The 15,098-nt window shown below is 60.6% G+C and carries 16 protein-coding genes; 10 read left to right on the forward strand and 6 right to left on the reverse strand.

The window, feature by feature from the left end; all coding sequences use genetic code 11:
* Positions 1 to 171: 171 nt before the first annotated feature.
* Together RS694_RS09505 and RS694_RS09510 are read left to right on the forward strand one after the other, a co-directional pair.
* Positions 172 to 1,101, forward strand: a complete 930-nt coding sequence (locus RS694_RS09505) for a Bug family tripartite tricarboxylate transporter substrate binding protein (protein ID WP_244898415.1) — start codon at positions 172 to 174, stop codon at positions 1,099 to 1,101.
* Positions 1,102 to 1,111: 10 nt separating this feature from the next.
* Positions 1,112 to 2,449, forward strand: coding sequence for a sulfatase family protein (locus RS694_RS09510; RefSeq protein ID WP_029707543.1), 1,338 nt, complete (start codon positions 1,112 to 1,114; stop codon positions 2,447 to 2,449).
* 79 nt (positions 2,450 to 2,528) lie between these two features.
* On the opposite strand, the gene RS694_RS09515 is transcribed toward RS694_RS09510, so the two are convergent.
* On the reverse strand, positions 2,529 to 3,002 hold the full coding sequence (locus RS694_RS09515) for an EVE domain-containing protein (RefSeq protein WP_029707542.1): 474 nt from the start codon (positions 3,000 to 3,002) through the stop codon (positions 2,529 to 2,531).
* A gap of 15 nt (positions 3,003 to 3,017) precedes the next feature.
* Complete coding sequence (locus tag RS694_RS09520) at positions 3,018 to 3,641, reverse strand: hypothetical protein (RefSeq protein WP_029707541.1); 624 nt, start codon at positions 3,639 to 3,641, stop codon at positions 3,018 to 3,020.
* Positions 3,642 to 3,855: 214 nt separating this feature from the next.
* Between RS694_RS09520 and RS694_RS09525 the strand changes: the two genes are divergently transcribed.
* The 3 genes from RS694_RS09525 to RS694_RS09535 all read left to right on the forward strand — a co-directional run bounded on the left by RS694_RS09525 (position 3,856) and on the right by RS694_RS09535 (position 5,678).
* Positions 3,856 to 4,821: a dipeptidase gene (locus RS694_RS09525; protein WP_276324429.1), complete on the forward strand. Its 966-nt coding sequence runs from the start codon at positions 3,856 to 3,858 to the stop codon at positions 4,819 to 4,821.
* Between the two features lie 75 nt (positions 4,822 to 4,896).
* Entirely contained in the window at positions 4,897 to 5,214 is a 318-nt protein-coding gene (locus RS694_RS09530) for a type II toxin-antitoxin system PrlF family antitoxin (RefSeq protein ID WP_029707538.1), read from the forward strand.
* Entirely contained in the window at positions 5,211 to 5,678 is a 468-nt protein-coding gene (locus RS694_RS09535) for a type II toxin-antitoxin system YhaV family toxin (RefSeq protein ID WP_029707537.1), read from the forward strand. Before RS694_RS09530 ends, RS694_RS09535 begins: the two co-directional genes overlap by 4 nt.
* Before the next feature lie 115 nt (positions 5,679 to 5,793).
* Here the strand turns inward: RS694_RS09535 and RS694_RS09540 are convergent, their stop codons facing one another.
* The gene (locus tag RS694_RS09540) at positions 5,794 to 6,612 is read right to left on the reverse strand and encodes a helix-turn-helix domain-containing protein (protein ID WP_051391863.1); all 819 of its coding nucleotides are present in this window, start codon (positions 6,610 to 6,612) and stop codon (positions 5,794 to 5,796) included.
* Between the two features lie 198 nt (positions 6,613 to 6,810).
* Between RS694_RS09540 and RS694_RS09545 the strand changes: the two genes are divergently transcribed.
* Positions 6,811 to 7,623: an autotransporter outer membrane beta-barrel domain-containing protein gene (locus RS694_RS09545; RefSeq protein WP_029707534.1), complete on the forward strand. Its 813-nt coding sequence runs from the start codon at positions 6,811 to 6,813 to the stop codon at positions 7,621 to 7,623.
* A 24-nt stretch (positions 7,624 to 7,647) separates the two neighbouring features.
* Positions 7,648 to 8,388 carry a YgdI/YgdR family lipoprotein gene (locus RS694_RS20470; RefSeq protein ID WP_152528815.1) on the forward strand — a complete coding sequence of 247 codons (741 nt, stop codon included), beginning with the start codon at positions 7,648 to 7,650 and terminating at the stop codon, positions 8,386 to 8,388.
* A gap of 212 nt (positions 8,389 to 8,600) precedes the next feature.
* On the opposite strand, the gene RS694_RS09550 is transcribed toward RS694_RS20470, so the two are convergent.
* From RS694_RS09550 to RS694_RS09560, 3 genes are all read right to left on the reverse strand, one after another.
* The gene (locus RS694_RS09550) at positions 8,601 to 9,887 is read right to left on the reverse strand and encodes an amidohydrolase family protein (protein ID WP_029707532.1); all 1,287 of its coding nucleotides are present in this window, start codon (positions 9,885 to 9,887) and stop codon (positions 8,601 to 8,603) included.
* Positions 9,888 to 9,970: 83 nt separating this feature from the next.
* Complete coding sequence (upp, locus tag RS694_RS09555; RefSeq protein ID WP_029707531.1) at positions 9,971 to 10,624, reverse strand: uracil phosphoribosyltransferase; 654 nt, start codon at positions 10,622 to 10,624, stop codon at positions 9,971 to 9,973.
* A gap of 109 nt (positions 10,625 to 10,733) precedes the next feature.
* Positions 10,734 to 12,326 carry a helicase HerA-like domain-containing protein gene (locus tag RS694_RS09560; protein WP_029707530.1) on the reverse strand — a complete coding sequence of 531 codons (1,593 nt, stop codon included), beginning with the start codon at positions 12,324 to 12,326 and terminating at the stop codon, positions 10,734 to 10,736.
* A gap of 58 nt (positions 12,327 to 12,384) precedes the next feature.
* Between RS694_RS09560 and RS694_RS09565 the strand changes: the two genes are divergently transcribed.
* Genes RS694_RS09565 through RS694_RS09575 form a run of 3 tightly spaced genes read left to right on the forward strand, consistent with a single transcriptional unit; the run spans position 12,385 to position 15,095 of the window.
* A complete protein-coding gene (locus RS694_RS09565) occupies positions 12,385 to 13,104 on the forward strand; it encodes a YebC/PmpR family DNA-binding transcriptional regulator (protein WP_029707529.1) in 720 nt (239 codons plus the stop codon).
* A 51-nt stretch (positions 13,105 to 13,155) separates the two neighbouring features.
* Positions 13,156 to 14,448, forward strand: a complete 1,293-nt coding sequence (gene purD / locus RS694_RS09570) for a phosphoribosylamine--glycine ligase (protein WP_029707528.1) — start codon at positions 13,156 to 13,158, stop codon at positions 14,446 to 14,448.
* Positions 14,449 to 14,477: 29 nt separating this feature from the next.
* The gene (locus RS694_RS09575) at positions 14,478 to 15,095 is read left to right on the forward strand and encodes a 1-acyl-sn-glycerol-3-phosphate acyltransferase (protein WP_029707526.1); all 618 of its coding nucleotides are present in this window, start codon (positions 14,478 to 14,480) and stop codon (positions 15,093 to 15,095) included.
* The last annotated feature ends 3 nt before the right edge of the window (positions 15,096 to 15,098 follow it).

The raw sequence follows: 15,098 nt of genomic DNA on the forward strand, positions 1-15,098 counted from the left end.
CAGATCTTCAATGCCTACTGGGGACAAATAGTGGGATGTCGGCAAGGGTTTACCCGATCAGCAATTGATTAGAACAAGTAATTCGTGGCACACTAGCATGCGGCATCTGCAATCTGCAAAGGAATAGACATGACGACCTCTCTAGCAACATGGGCCAGGCAGTTTGTGGCTGTGGCATCCATTGTGAGTGCTTCGCTCGCTTCAGCCCAAAGCTGGCCCGACAAAGTCATCAAAATTATTGTTCCCCTGCCTCCAGGTGGACCTAGCGACATCGTATTGCGCTCGGCCATGGAGAAGATGCAGCCGATTTTGAAGCAGCCTTTGGTGCTTGAAAACAAGCCCGGCGCGAACGGCAATCTCGGTGCTGCTGAGGTAGCGCGTGCCACGCCCGATGGCTACACCTGGCTATGGACCACCGACACGACGATCACGGTGAACCCCCACGTGTACGAGAAGATGCAGTTCAAGGTGACCGATCTGGAGCCCGTCATCCGGGCCAGTTCATTCAGCCAGATACTGGTGTGCAACCCCAATGTGGGGGTAAAAACTTTGACCGATTTGGTCCGAAAAGCCAAAGAGAAGGAGTTAAGTTATGCCTCTGGTGGTCCGGGCTCTCCAGGGCATTTGACGACGGAGCTTCTCAAGGCAACGGCGGGCATCCAAATGCTGCATGTTCCTTACAAGGGCCCCGCGCCTGCCATGCAAGACATGCTGGGCGGACAGGTGGAGTGCGGCTTTCTTGCAGGGCCGACCGTGTTGCCGCACGTGCGCGCAGGCCGCTTGACCGCACTGGCCATTTCGGGTTCAAAGCGTTCCCTGTTGTTGCCCGAAGTGCCGACCGTGGCCGAGTCAGGTTACCCCGGATTTGATGCAACTTTTTCGCTGCTATTGTTTGCCCCGAAAGGGACACCTGCAGCGACGGTGCAAAGCATGCAGTCAGCCATGGTGGCAGCACTCAAAACACCCGACCTCATTGAGAAACTGCGGCTGAGTGACCAGGAAGTAATCGCCAGCAGCGGTGCTGAGGCTGCACAGCGCCTTGCAGCAGATTCCAAAAAATGGGGCGACGTTGCCCGCCGGATCAAGCTCGTACTTGAATAAAGAACGACGCATGACCATGGATATAAAACGCCCCAACATCATCTTCATCGTGGCCGATGACCTGGGGTTTGCAGACCTGGGTTGTTATGGCGGACGCGATGCGCAATTTGGTCCTGTGTCGCCCGTACTGGACGAATTGGCGGCGGCAGGATTGCGGTTTACGCAAGGCTATTCCAACTCGCCGGTGTGCTCACCGACACGCTTTGCGCTGATGACGGCACGTTATCAATACCGCTTGCGCGGGGCAGCAGAAGAACCCATCAATGGACGCAGCAAAGGCAGCACACTCCTGGGCCTGTCGCCGGACCATCCCACCCTTCCATCGCAACTGCGGGCTGCGGGTTATCACACGGCGCTTATCGGGAAATGGCATCTGGGCTATCCCCCACATTTCAGTCCCTTGCGGTCTGGCTACGAAGAATTTTTCGGCCCCATGTCCGGTGGTGTGGACTATTTCTCCCATGCGGGGACCAATGGGCAACACGACCTGTATTGCGGCGAAGAGGAAAAAATGGAGGTGGGTTACCTGACCGACCTGCTGTCCCAACGCGCAGTAGACTATGTGCAGCGCATGGCTCCAACAGCATCGCAAGACAAACCGTTCTTCCTGAGTCTGCACTACACAGCGCCGCATTGGCCATGGGAAACACGGGAAGACCACGCACTCGTAGCCGACATAAAAAGCAACCTGTTTCATTTGGATGGCGGCAATATCCATACCTACCAACGCATGATCCACCACATGGACGAAGGTATTGGCTGGATCGTCAACGCGCTGAAAGAGACCGGCCAGCTCGACAACACCTTGATCGTTTTCACCAGCGACAACGGTGGCGAACGGTTTAGCGACAGCTGGCCATTGGTGGGGGGCAAGATGGATTTAACCGAGGGCGGAATACGCGTCCCCTGGATTGCCCATTGGCCGGTGGCTGTTCCTGCAGGAACCGTGACGACGCAGCAGTGCATGACGATGGACTGGTCGGCGACCCTGCTGGAATTGGGCGGCGCCGTCATGCCATCAGGCTACGCGCCAGATGGCGTATCGCTGGCCCGCGTATTGCGAAACCCCGCGGCAAACTTCAGCACGGCCTTGTACTGGCGCATGAACCACCGCGGTCAACGTGCCCTGCGTGAGGGTGACTGGAAATATTTGCGGGTGGACGGCAATGACTACCTTTTCAACATTCCCGCCGATGAGCGGGAGCGCGCCAACCTTGCAAAAAAGCAGCCAGACCGCCTTGCGAACATGCGCAACCAATGGGAAGACTGGAATGCAACGATGCCACCCATCCCCGAAGACGCGACCGTGAGCCTAGGTTATTCGGCCAAGGATATGCCACAACGCTGAGTCCTGCACGTTGACAATAGGCGCTATCAGAAAAATAGCTGCCTGCGCATATTCCACGAGGGCTTGAGGCCTTTTCGGCTTACAAATCCGGGCAGTCCAGCCGCTGCAGGATGGTGCGCCAGTGCTCGGGTTCCACCGGGGTGATGGACAGGCGGTTGCCTTTTTTCAGCACGATCAGGTCTACCAGTGCCGCATCGGCGCGCAGCTCGGGCAGGGTGAGGTTGCGCGTCTTGCGCACCACTTGCACATCCACCAGGATCCAGCGCGGCGCCTCGGGTTTACTGGCCGCGTCGAAGTAGGGCGATTGGGCGTCGAACTGCGTGGGGTCGGTATAGGCGCCAGACGCCACGCGCGCAATGCCCACGATGCCCGGCTCCGCACAACTGGAGTGGTAAAACAACACGCCGTCACCCACCTGCATGCCATCGCGCATGAAGTTGCGGGCCTGGTAGTTGCGCACGCCGGTCCAGGGCACGGTGGCCTGCGGCATAGCGAGTACATCGTCGACAGACGCTTCGGCGGGTTCGGCTTTCATGAGCCAGTAGTTGCGCATACTGCTGCCCAATGCTCAGGTGGCCGCACGGCCGGTGACCCGGCCCCAAAGTTTTTTGACCAGCGAGGGCTCGGGCACTGCATCCACTGTGCTGCGGGCTTCGATGTCCAGGCGCTCTTGCGGCGTGGACGGCACCTTGATCATGCGGCCCAGCGCCAACTGGCGCCGCAGCCGGCGCAGCAGCAGTTCGGCGGCGGGGTCGGTCTTGCATTTTTCAATGAATGCGGGTGTGAGTTTGAAGTCCACACACTCCAGATGCACCGTGGTGCCCGCTGCCACGCGGGCGATGGCCACGCGCACGCCGTCCATGCCATAGACCTTGGGCCAGGCAATCATGTGCAGGTTCAGCGTGTTGGGCGTGTAACCGGTGTAGTCCACCTCCTGCTCACGCAATTGCACGTCGCCATGGAATTTGAACTTCAGTGTCACCTCGGGCTCGGCGGTGTAGTGCAGCTTCAGGTCGCGGTTGAGGCTGAAGTTGGCGCAGCCATCTGCATCGTTGCTCCAGATGTAGCCGGTGCGGGCGATATTGAGCGCGGCCTGTGCGCTGGTCAGGTGGTAGATGGTGCGTAGCCGCTCCTGGGCTTCTGCTTCCAACTGGGTGAAGCGGACTCTGCGTTTTTGTTCGAGGTCTAGCATGGTGTGTGTCCGGGGAAACTGGCTGTTGCGAGGGCTAGTAGGTGTAGCAGAAAGTGAGTGCCGTTGCCTCCATGGCTTGGCAACAAACTGTAAATTCCGGGGCCCCGCGTGGGGTGCGTCAAAATCCCGTGGCGCGGTTCGGGAAATATATACCGATTGCCTGTGCGCGCAATAGCCATCTCACAGCCCACCCGAAGACGACAAGGACGCCATTTTGTACTGGGAATCCCATATCTGCCTGCCCCTGCACCCGCAAGCCAGCTTTGCACCGCTGGACCGCATGCGTGCGCTGGGGCTCAACTATGTGTCCATCAACATCGGTATGGACATGAACCCGCTATCGCAGATCATGCCCATCATCGCCAGCTTCCGCGCGCGTTTAGGCGCAGAGCCCGACAAGTACCGCCTGGTCAGCAGCGTGCAGCAGATCGAAGACGCCAAAGTCGCCGGCGTGCTGGCCGTGGGTTTTGACCTGGAAGGCGCCATTCCGCTGATGGAACAGCCTGCCATGGTGGGCTTGCTCTCCACGCTGGGCGTGCGCCAGATCCACCTGGCCTACAACCGCAACAACAGCGTGGCCGACGGCTGCCATGACGAAAGCCGGGGCCTCACGCCGCTGGGCCACCGCATCGTGCGCGCCATCAACGAGGCCGGCGTCATCATGGACTGCTCGCACACCGGGCGCCGCTGCAGCCTGGACATCATGGCCGCGTCCACCAAGCCCGTGGTCTTTAGCCACGCCAACCCGCAAGGCATGGTGGACCACGGCCGCAACATCACCGACGAACAAATCCGCGCCTGTGCCGCCACCGGTGGCGTGGTCGGTATCTCGGGCGTATCGGCCTTCCTGGGTGTGGACACCCCACGCGCAGCGGACATCGCTCGCCACGCCGCCTACGTGGCCAACCTGGTGGGCGCGCAACACGTGGGCATAGGCATGGACAACAGCTTCCCCGAAGACCATCTGGACGAAACGCCCCCGGGCGGCATGGACATGGACTACTGGTGGCCCAAAAGTGCAGGCTACGACCGCGCCATCATGACCATGAACTACGTGCCCGTGGAAGACTGGGCCGAGTTGCCTGCGGCGTTGGCGGCCGAAGGGTTTGGTGCGGAGGAGGTGGCGGGGGTGATGGGTGGGAATATGGCGCGGGTGGCGCGGGAGACTTGGGGTGGTTAATGCATTTAAATTGCAATGGCAATGCAATTGCATTACCATTGCTGATGCAAATCTATTTTGAACCGGAGTGCTACCATGGAAGTCGAATCCACCCTGACTGAACGCTACCAAACCACGGTGCCCGAGACGGTGCGCCGTGCCTTGCGCTTGGGCAAACGCGACAAGATCCACTACAGCATTCGTCCCAGTGGGGAAGTGGTGCTCACAAGAGCCTCCAACTCCGATGCTGCCGATCCTGCTTTGGGCGCGTTCCTGGGTTTTCTGGCGCAAGACATTGCGCAGCACCCGGAACGTCTGCAGGCCGTGGATGCCAGCTTGGTCAAGCGGGTTCAAAAACTGACCGCAAGTGTTGAATTGGATTTGAACGCTGCGCTGTCGGCCGACGATGAATGAGTGGCAAGTCCACTGCGCCTTGGGTCGTTAACGGTTGGTCGGTATTCGCCCATCCGCTTTTCCTGGACCAGCTTGAAGCTCTGACGCGTCAGGTCGAGGCCCTCAAGGCCAAAGACCCCAAGGGCTATGTCAAGAAGAACGCTGCCAAGCGTCTGGCGGCGATTCACAAGCTGGCGTTTGAAGTCATTCCGCAAGACCCTACGCGGCCAGAGTACCGGCAGGGCGGTACCTTGGGCGACGAATACAAACACTGGTTTCGCGCCAAGTTTTTCCAGCAATACCGCCTGTTTTTTCGCTACCACCTGCAAGCCAGGATCATTGTGCTGGCCTGGGTGAATGACGAAGACACCAAGCGCGCCTATGAAAGCAGCGATGACGCTTACCGAGTGTTTCGCAAGATGCTGGAGAGTGGGCATCCGCCGGATGACTGGGATGTGTTGGTGAGGCAGGCAAGGGATGACTGATTTTTGCGATAGCAGTTGCTATACCTTTAGTAGCTGCTTGCGCAATATCCGCGAGGGCTAGCGCTTGAACTGCAGCGCCTCCACCGGATCACGCGTTTGCAGCAGGATGCCCCAGTCATTTTTGGGCGGGCATGCCAACACGCGTAATCTGCACACTTTCCGTCAGCGCGATGCCCTTGCCAAAAACCGATCGCAGCACCAACTCGCAGCCATGGCGTTTGAGCTTTTGTCGCAGGCGGCTGAGTGTTACATCGATACGCTCGTAGTCGTTTGATTCGACACCAGGAAACATCCGGGCAAAGAGAACATCCTTGCCTACGACGCCGCCTTCGGCTTCGGTCAGACTGGCTAGCAGGTGCAGTTCATTGGCGGTGAGTGCGATGGGTTTTGCGTGTGCTGACTTGAGCTGGGCGCTTGTTACATCCAGCGTCCAGCGGGCTGCCAGTTTGGGCGTGTTGTTCTGGGCCATGCGTTTCCACATGACATCAATGGCCTTGCGCTCGCGTTGCAGCGCGTCGCTCAGTTGCATCTCGATAGTGATGCGATGCGTGATGTTGCTGGCCACCCAGAGCACGGCGTCTTCGCCATCCATCAAAAAGTCCAGCGCCTGCACGCGCCCTTCGAACCAGATGACATGGGCGGGGCCTTTCTCGTCAAGCCCCAACACATCGTTGCCGGACAGGCCGTATTCAACGATGTGCAAGCCGCCCGCATCCAGCGTCTTGGCAATCTCGCCCAAAAACCAGGTGGCCTTTTCCGGCTTGAGGACGTCAAACAGGTTTTTGCCGACCAGGCCGCTGCCATCGTGGTAGTAGCGTGCATCGGTACCGCCATACACCGCCGCATAACGGCCGTTTCGGGTCAGGATGAAGACGGGATCTGGAAAAGCGGCAAGGATGGTTTCCAGGTGTTGGGTATGCAGATGCAGAGACATGGACGCGGTTTTTTTTCCGGAAAAATATTCTGCACATTTGCAATGAATGCAAGAATTGTAAGTGGATGTGTACCGCGTATTTCCCTAGAATTCGGACTGAATTTTTACAGCGCGCAGGCAAATTTCGACTTTTGCAGGCCCCATGCCCCGCGATGCAAGGGCATGGCCCCAACCAGGTCGCCCCTAGAGAGAAATTAAATGAACAAATACGCGCCCTGCGCGCTATTCATAGCGGTGGCCAGCCTGAGTGCCACGGCTGCCGAGAACGAGCCCAACCTGAAGATGACCATGAGCTTGGGCCTGCAGGCCCGGGAGGTGGAGGTGTCCAATCCGGTTTCGCCGTACAAGAACAGCGGCACCTCCGGCACCGCCTCGGTGTCCGCGCAATTGAACCCGGTCACCTCGCTGGCGCTGACCCTGTCGTACAGCCTGGACCAGGCCAAGTCGAATGACCAGCAGACCCAGGGCACCATCCGTGCGCAAACGGGTGCGGTGTCTGTCACCCGGTATATCGGCTCCGGCCGCTTCGTCAGTGGCTCGCTCAGTTATGGCACCAATGCGCTGGAAAGCCAAGCCTCCGGGGTCGGTTACAAGACCAGCGCGGATGCGCTGGCGGCCGGTGTCGGCATTACCCAAATGATCCCCCTGAGCCGGAGCCTGACCAGTTCGATCGGGCTGAGTTATGCGCGGGTGGTGAACAACATCGATAGTTACAGCAACAGCGCAGGCACGCGTGTGGATGGGCAGGTGCTGGCCTCAGACATGCTCTCTCTGGCGGGTGGCTTGCAATGGAGCCTGGGCCGTTGGTCGCCCAGCCTGAGCCTGAGCGTAAGTCGCCCATCGGCCAGCTTTTCTTTGGCCAATAGCGACCAGTCCCCAATGGGTTTTGGCGCTGGCCTCGGGTACACGTTGGCGAAGGACAGGAGGCTTAACTTCTCCTACGGTACCTCCGTTGGGCAGAGCGACGTCAGGGACAGCAACCTGGGCGTCAATCTCTCGTTCCCGTTCTGATCCGGATTACTTGGACATATCTTCATGAAACTGAAATTTAAACTCCCCTCCTGGTTGGGGTTGGCACTGATTGCTGTATTGGCCGCAGGGTTGACCGGATGCGCCACCAGTACGGAGTACACCTACAAATACACCGATGCCGAAGGGAAAGAAATTACAAAAACATACACAGAGAATCGTCAGGAATTCTTGAGCCAGGATGATTTTTATTCATTCTCCGAAGCGACCGGTACAGTTCTCGCACCCCTGCCCTTGGGTGCGACTGTGACGTTCAGCGGGGAGGTAAAGACGCGCAATCCTGTAGGGCAGTTCTCACTGATAGTTCTAGCAGGGCTTGGGGCGGAAGCGCTTTGCAGGGAAAACGGTACCCCCCTAAAATCTACGAAAGACCCGTCCTATAGCCTAGCTGACTGTCCGGCTTACTACAGCTATTATGCAACCGCCGTCGACGAACTGAACAAGCCTTCCTACTCCACAACATGCCCCTCTTCCTGTAATGACCCAAGGCAAAGCCCGGCTCTTGTGATGGGCAAATACCGGGTTTCATGCCAATGCGTGAGTCCGACACCGCCAAGTTGCGGCGATTCTGCAGCTCTCAGCGCGCGCAATGCGGATGGCACACCGGTTTGGGACACCTGCACGCCTGTGGAGCTTCCACCCACTACGGTGCAAGCCCCTGCGAACGATCCGCTGTTGAAGCTGATGATGGGCGACGGGTCATGCAAGCGGGTGTATTCATTGCTTCTGCACAGGTATGTGTGCTAGTAGCAGGGGCTTTGCATTCCCCGTGATGACCCTTGTGCATTGAGGCGTTGCGCCACAGCAGCAATACAAAAGCCGGCCGAGCCGGCTTTTGTCATTTTCCGGCCACCTCAGTGCCTCAGCGTGCAATGCACTGGCAGGGCCCTGCGCAGAGAGGTTTGTGTTTTGCTATTTTTTCAATAGCTGGTTGCGCAATACCTGAAAGGGCTGCAGGCCTATTTGGCATGTAAAAAAGAGGTTTGCCCCGGCCGCCCGGGCAAAGACAGCTGGGCCGTCCGCGCGGGCGTTTCCGCCAACAACTTCCCCCGCTTGAACACCTTCAACCGCGTCGCCTTCAGCCGCAGTGCCTCCACCGGATCACGCGCCTGCAGCAGCACAAAGTCGGCAAAACAACCCTTCTCGATGCCGTAGCCCTGCAGTTGCAGGATGCGCGCGGGGTTGGTGGTGATGGCGTCGAAGCACTGGCGCATGGCTTTTTGGCTGGTCATCTGGGCCACGTGCAGGCCCATGCTGGCGACGTCCAGCATGTCGGCACAGCCCAAGGAGTACCAGGGGTCCATCATGTCGTCCTGGCCGAAGGCGACGGTCAGGCCGGCGGCCATGAGTTCGGGCACGCGGGTCAGGCCGCGGCGCTTGGGGTAGGTGTCGTGGCGGCCCTGCAGCGTGATGTTGACGCACGGATTGCTTGCCACATGCACCTGCGCCTCGACCATCAGCCCCATGAGTTTGGTGACGTAGTAGTTGTCCATGCTGTGCATGGAGGTGAGGTGGGAGCCGGTCACGCGGCCATGCAGGCCCAGGCGCTGGGTTTCGTAGGCCAGAGACTCGATGTGGCGTGAGTGCGGGTCGTCGCTCTCGTCGCAGTGCATATCCACCAGCTTGCCGCGCTCGGCGGCAATTTCACAGAGCAGCTTCACGCTGGCCGCACCGTCCGCCATGGTGCGCTCAAAGTGGGGAATGCCGCCCACCACATCCACACCCAGGTCCAGCGCGCGTTTCAGGCTCTCGGCGCCGCCCTTGGTGCGCAGCACGCCGTCTTGTGGGAAGGCGACCAGTTGCAGGTCGATATAGGGCGCGACCTTTTTCTTGACCTCCAGCAGCGCTTCCACGGCCAGCAGGCGCGGGTCGCTGGTGTCCACATGGCTGCGGATGGCCAGCAGGCCCTGGGCCACGGCCCAGTCGCAATAAGTCAGCGCGCGTTCGATCACGGCGTCGGCGGTCAGGCTGGGCTTCAACTCACCCCACAGCGCAATGCCTTCCAGGAGCGTGCCGCTCTCGTTGACACGTGGCATGCCGTAGGTCAGCGTGCCATCCATATGGAAGTGCACATCCACAAACGGCGGGCTCAGCAGCAGGCCACCGGCGTCCACTGTCTCCGCCGCCGGAGCGGCGGCGGGCGTGAGACCCTGCGTCACCTCGGTGATGCGGCCGCCTTGCACGGCGACCGACATGTTGGTGCGGCCGTCGGGCAGGGTGGCGTTGTGAACGAGCAGGTCTAACATGGTTCAACTTCCTGAAAACGCTATGGTATTCATAGCTGCTTGCGCACTATCCACGGGGGCTAAAGGCCCATTTTGCTTGAAATTTACTGGGTGCCGAAGATACGGTCACCGGCGTCGCCCAGGCCCGGCATGATGTAGCCGTGGTCGTTCAGCCCGCGGTCGATGGCGGCGGTGAACACGCGCACATCGGGGTGTTCCTTGTACAGGGTGTTGATGCCTTCAGGGCAGGTCAGCAGGCACAGGAACTTGATCGATTTGGGCTTGCAGGCCTTCAGGCGGGTGACCGCAGCCGCGGCCGAGTTGCCGGTAGCCAGCATGGGGTCGACGATCACCACGTCGCGCTCTTCCATGTTGCTGGGCATCTTGAAGTAGTACTCCACGGCCTGCAGGGTCTTGGGGTCGCGGTACAGGCCCACGTGGCCCACGCGGGCGCCGGGCACCACGCTCAGCACGCCGTCCAGAATGCCGTTGCCGGCGCGCAGCACACTGGCAAACACCAGCTTTTTGCCGTCAATGACCTTGCCGGTGGTCTTTTCCAGCGGGGTCTCGATTTCCAGGTCCTGCAGCGGCATGTCGCGGCAGACTTCGTAAATCATCAGGCCAGCCAGCTCGTTGAGCAGGCGGCGGAAGCTGCTGGTGCTGGCTTCCTTCTTGCGCATCAGCGTGAGCTTGTGCTGCACCAGCGGGTGGTCGATCAGCGTGACGTTGGCACGGGCTGCGGGGTTGATAGTGACCATGTTGTTATTCCTTCTTTTGAATGGGCGTGAATGCTGATTATTGGATTGTCCGTTCGCCCTGAGCAGGTCGTTGTGGCTTCGACAGGCTCAGCCCGAACGGGGTATGGGGTTAGCGGCGTGATCCACCCAGGATGCTGCCCAGCACGCCGCGGATGATCTGGCGGCCTACTTCGCGGCCGATGGAGCTGGCGGCGCTCTTGATCATTTGCTCACCCACGCTGGCGCGCGAGCGGCGGGCGCCGCCGCCCAGCATGTCGCCAATGCTGTCCAGAATGCCGCCACCGCTGGGCGCAGGTGTTGCGGTCGGCGTGGGGGCCGATCCCCGCCGAGATGCGCGCGGCGCGGCAGTGTCTGCAGCGGGAAAGTCGTCTTCTACCGGTTGGGCGTGGCCCATATTGGTCTGGGTGCGGCCCTTGAGCTTCTCGAACGCAGACTCGCGGTCCACGGCTTTCTCATACACACCGGCAACGATGGATTCACTGAGCAGCGTCTTGCGTTGTTCCGGCTTGATGGGGCCAATCTGGCTGGCCGGGGGTAGCACAAACACACGTTCGGTCAGGCAGGGGCGGCCTTTTTCGTCCATCAGACTGACCAGCGCCTCGCCCACACCCAGCTCGGTGATGGCGGTGGCCACATCCAGGCCGGGGTTGGCGCGCATGGTGTCAGCGGCACTTTTGACCGCCTTTTGGTCGCGTGGCGTGAAGGCGCGCAATGCGTGCTGCACACGGTTGCCCAACTGGGCCAGCACGCTGTCGGGAATGTCCAGTGGGTTTTGCGTGACGAAGAACACGCCCACGCCTTTGGAGCGCACCAGGCGCACGACCAGCTCGATGCGTTCGATCAGCACCTTGGGCGCGTCGGCAAACAGCAAATGGGCTTCGTCAAAGAAGAACACCAGTTTGGGTTTGTCCAAGTCACCCACCTCGGGCAGGGCCTCGAACAGCTCGGACAGCATCCACAGCAGGAAGGTGGCATAGAGCCGGGGCGACTGCATGAGCTTGTCGGCCGCCAGGATGTTGACCACACCCTTGCCGCTGCCGTCGGTCTGCATGAAGTCGGCAATATTGAGCATGGGCTCGCCAAAGAACTGGTCGCCCCCTTGCTCTTCGATCTGCATGAGGCCGCGCTGGATGGCGCCAATGCTGGCGGCGCTGATGTTGCCGTACTCGGTGGTGTAGTGGCTGGCGTTCTCGCCCACGTCCTGGCACATGGCGCGCAGGTCTTTCATGTCCAAGAGGAGCAGGCCGTCGTCGTCGGCAATCTTGAACACCAGTTGCAGCACGCCGGCCTGGGTTTCGTTGAGGTTCAGCATGCGGGCCAGCAAGAGCGGGCCCAGGTCGCTCACGGTGGCACGCACCGGGTGGCCCTGCTGGCCAAACACATCCCACAGCGTGGTGGGGAAGGCGGAAAACGCGGGTTCTTCAATGCCGCGTTCCATGAGAATCTTGCCCAGCTTCTCGCCCAATGCACCTTTTTGGGAGATACCGGTCAGGTCGCCCTTCACGTCGGCCATGAACACGGGCACGCCGATGCTGGAAAAGCCTTCGGCCAGGGTTTGCAGGGTGATGGTTTTACCGGTGCCGGTGGCGCCGGTGATGAGTCCATGGCGGTTGGCCTTGTCGGGCCGCAAAAAGCAGCGGACGGTGGAGTTGCCGGTGCCGTGTTGGGCAATCAGGATGCCCTCGTCTTGGATGGAAGCCATGGATGTCCCAAAAAGTACAATCGAGAGAGTAGCGTAACGAATTTTTGAAGGATTTCGCGTGGCAGGACACAGCAAATGGGCCAATATTCAGCACCGCAAGGGGCGCCAGGACGAGAAGCGAGGCAAGATCTGGACCCGCATCGTCCGTGAAATCACGGTCGCTGCCCGCCAGGGTGGGGGCGACCCGGCCATGAATCCGCGCCTGCGCCTGGCCATCGACAAGGCCAAGGCCGCCAATATGCCGGCCGACCGCGTGAAATACAACGTGGACAAAGCCACCGGCTCGCTGGACGGCATCAGCTACGAAGAAATCCGTTACGAAGGCTACGGCTTCGGCGGTGCGGCCATCATCATCGACACCATGACGGACAACAAGGTCCGCACCGTGGCCGAAGTGCGCCATGCTTTCAGCAAGAATGGCGGCAATATGGGCACCGAAGGCTCGGTGGCGTTTCAGTTCAAACACTGCGGTCAGTTCATCTTTGCGCCCGGTACCAGCGAAGACAAGGTCATGGAAGTGGCCCTGGAGGCTGGCGCCGAAGACGTTGTGACGGACGACGATGGCGCCATTGAGGTGCTGACGGCCTACGCCGACTTTGAAGCCGTGAAGGCGGCGCTGGACGCGGCGGGCCTGATCGCCGAAGTAGCGGGCGTGACCATGCGCGCTGACAACACGATTGAGCTCAGCGGTGAAGACGCCGAGCGCATGCAAAAGCTGCTGGACGTCCTGGAAGACCTGGACGACGCACAAGAGATTTACCACAACGCCGCTCTTTGAGCACTTGGCGGGACAGATGTTTAACGCTGTCCCCAAATGATTAGGAACCTTATGAATATTCTCGTCGTTGGCGGCGGTGGCCGCGAACATGCCCTGGCCTGGAAGATTGCCCAGTCACCCAAGGTGCAAATGGTCTATGTGGCGCCGGGCAACGGTGGCACGGCGGTGGATGCGCGCCTGAAGAACATCCCCATCACCGACGTGGTGGCGCTGCGCGAATGGGCGCAGGAGAACAAGATCGGCCTGACCGTGGTCGGCCCCGAAGTGCCGCTGGCGGCCGGTGTGGTGGATGAGTTCCGCGCTCACGGCTTGCGCATCTTTGGCCCGACCAAGGCCGCGGCACAGCTGGAAAGCTCCAAGGCGTTCAGCAAAGCGTTTATGCGTCGCCATGGCATTCCCACGGCGGAGTACGCCACGTTCTCTGACCCCGTCGCGGCCCACGCTTATGTGAGCAAGATGGGCGCGCCCACGGTGGTCAAGGCCGATGGTCTGGCTGCGGGCAAGGGCGTGGTGGTGGCCATGACCGAGGCTGAGGCGCACGAAGCGATTGACTTCATGCTGGTCGACAACACGCTGGGCGTGGCACACAACGACGGCGGCGCACGTGTCGTCATCGAAGAGTTTCTGGAAGGCGAAGAAGCCAGCTTCATCGTCATGGTGGATGGCAAAAACGTGCTGCCACTGGCCACCAGCCAGGACCACAAGCGCCTGGAAACTGGCGACCTGGGCCCCAACACGGGCGGCATGGGCGCGTATTCGCCCGCGCCCGTGGTCACCCCGGACATCCACGCCAAGGCCATGCGCGAGATCATTCTGCCCACGGTCAAGGGCATGGAGGCCGACGGCATCCCGTTCAGTGGGTTTCTCTATGCGGGCCTGATGATTGGCAAAGACGGAAGCGTCAAGACGCTGGAGTTCAACTGCCGCATGGGCGACCCTGAGACGCAGCCCATCATGATGCGCCTCAAAACCGATCTGGTGGACGTGTTGATGGCCGCCACAGAACCCGGCCCGCATGGCAAGCTGGACGAGATCGAGCTGCAATGGGACCGCCGCACCGCGCTGGGCGTGGTGCTGGCCGCACCGGGCTACCCGCTCAATCCACGCAAGGGTGACGCCATCACCGGCATTCCGGCGGACAGCGAAGACGCCGCCGTATTCCACGCCGGGACAACCCTGGCCGATGGCACGCTGCGCACCTCCGGTGGCCGCGTGTTGTGTGTGACAGTGCTGGCGGACAGCGTGCGCCAGGCGCAGCAACGCGCCTACCAGGTGACACAAGGCATCCACTTTGATGGCATGCAGTACCGCACGGATATTGGTTACCGCGCCATCAAGGCTTGAGTTTTTTGCTTTCGGGGACGGGTGGAGAGATGACAGGCTCGGATTTTGAGAAGCCTTATGCGGTGCAGGTGCCGGGCAGCGCATTGGCGCGCTGGGTGCTTGCGCGCTTTGGCTGGCAGGTGCAGTTTGAGGGGCTGCCTGCGCTGCAGGGTGTGATGGCGGTGTACCCGCACACCAGCAACTGGGACTTTGTGGTGCTGATTCTGGCCAAGTGGTCGGCGGGCGTGCAATTGCGCTTTTGGGGCAAAGACACGCTGTTTCGCATTCCGCTGTTCGGGCGCTGGCTGCGCTTGGTGGGGGGTGTGCCGGTAATACGCAACGCGCCGCGTGGCGTGGTGGGGCAGGCGGTGGATACCCTGGCGCAGGCCAAGGCCAACCAGCAGTTCTTTTGGCTGGGCCTGGCGCCCGAAGGGACACGCAAACCGGGTGCCGGCTGGCGCAGCGGCTTCTACCAGTCAGCGCTGCAGGCGGGTGTGCCGCTGGGTCTGGTGAGCCTGGACTATGGCCGCAGGCTGGTCAACGCCACGCATTTTTTGAAGCTCTCGGGTGACCTGCAAGCCGATTTCGCCCGCATTGCAGCCATCATGGACGGTGTGTGCGGCCATACGCCGGCCAATGCAGCGCCTGTGCGTTTACTGGAAAAATAAGGA

This window comes from Rhodoferax saidenbachensis, from assembly GCF_001955715.1.
Lineage (GTDB): Bacteria > Pseudomonadota > Gammaproteobacteria > Burkholderiales > Burkholderiaceae_C > Allorhodoferax > Allorhodoferax saidenbachensis.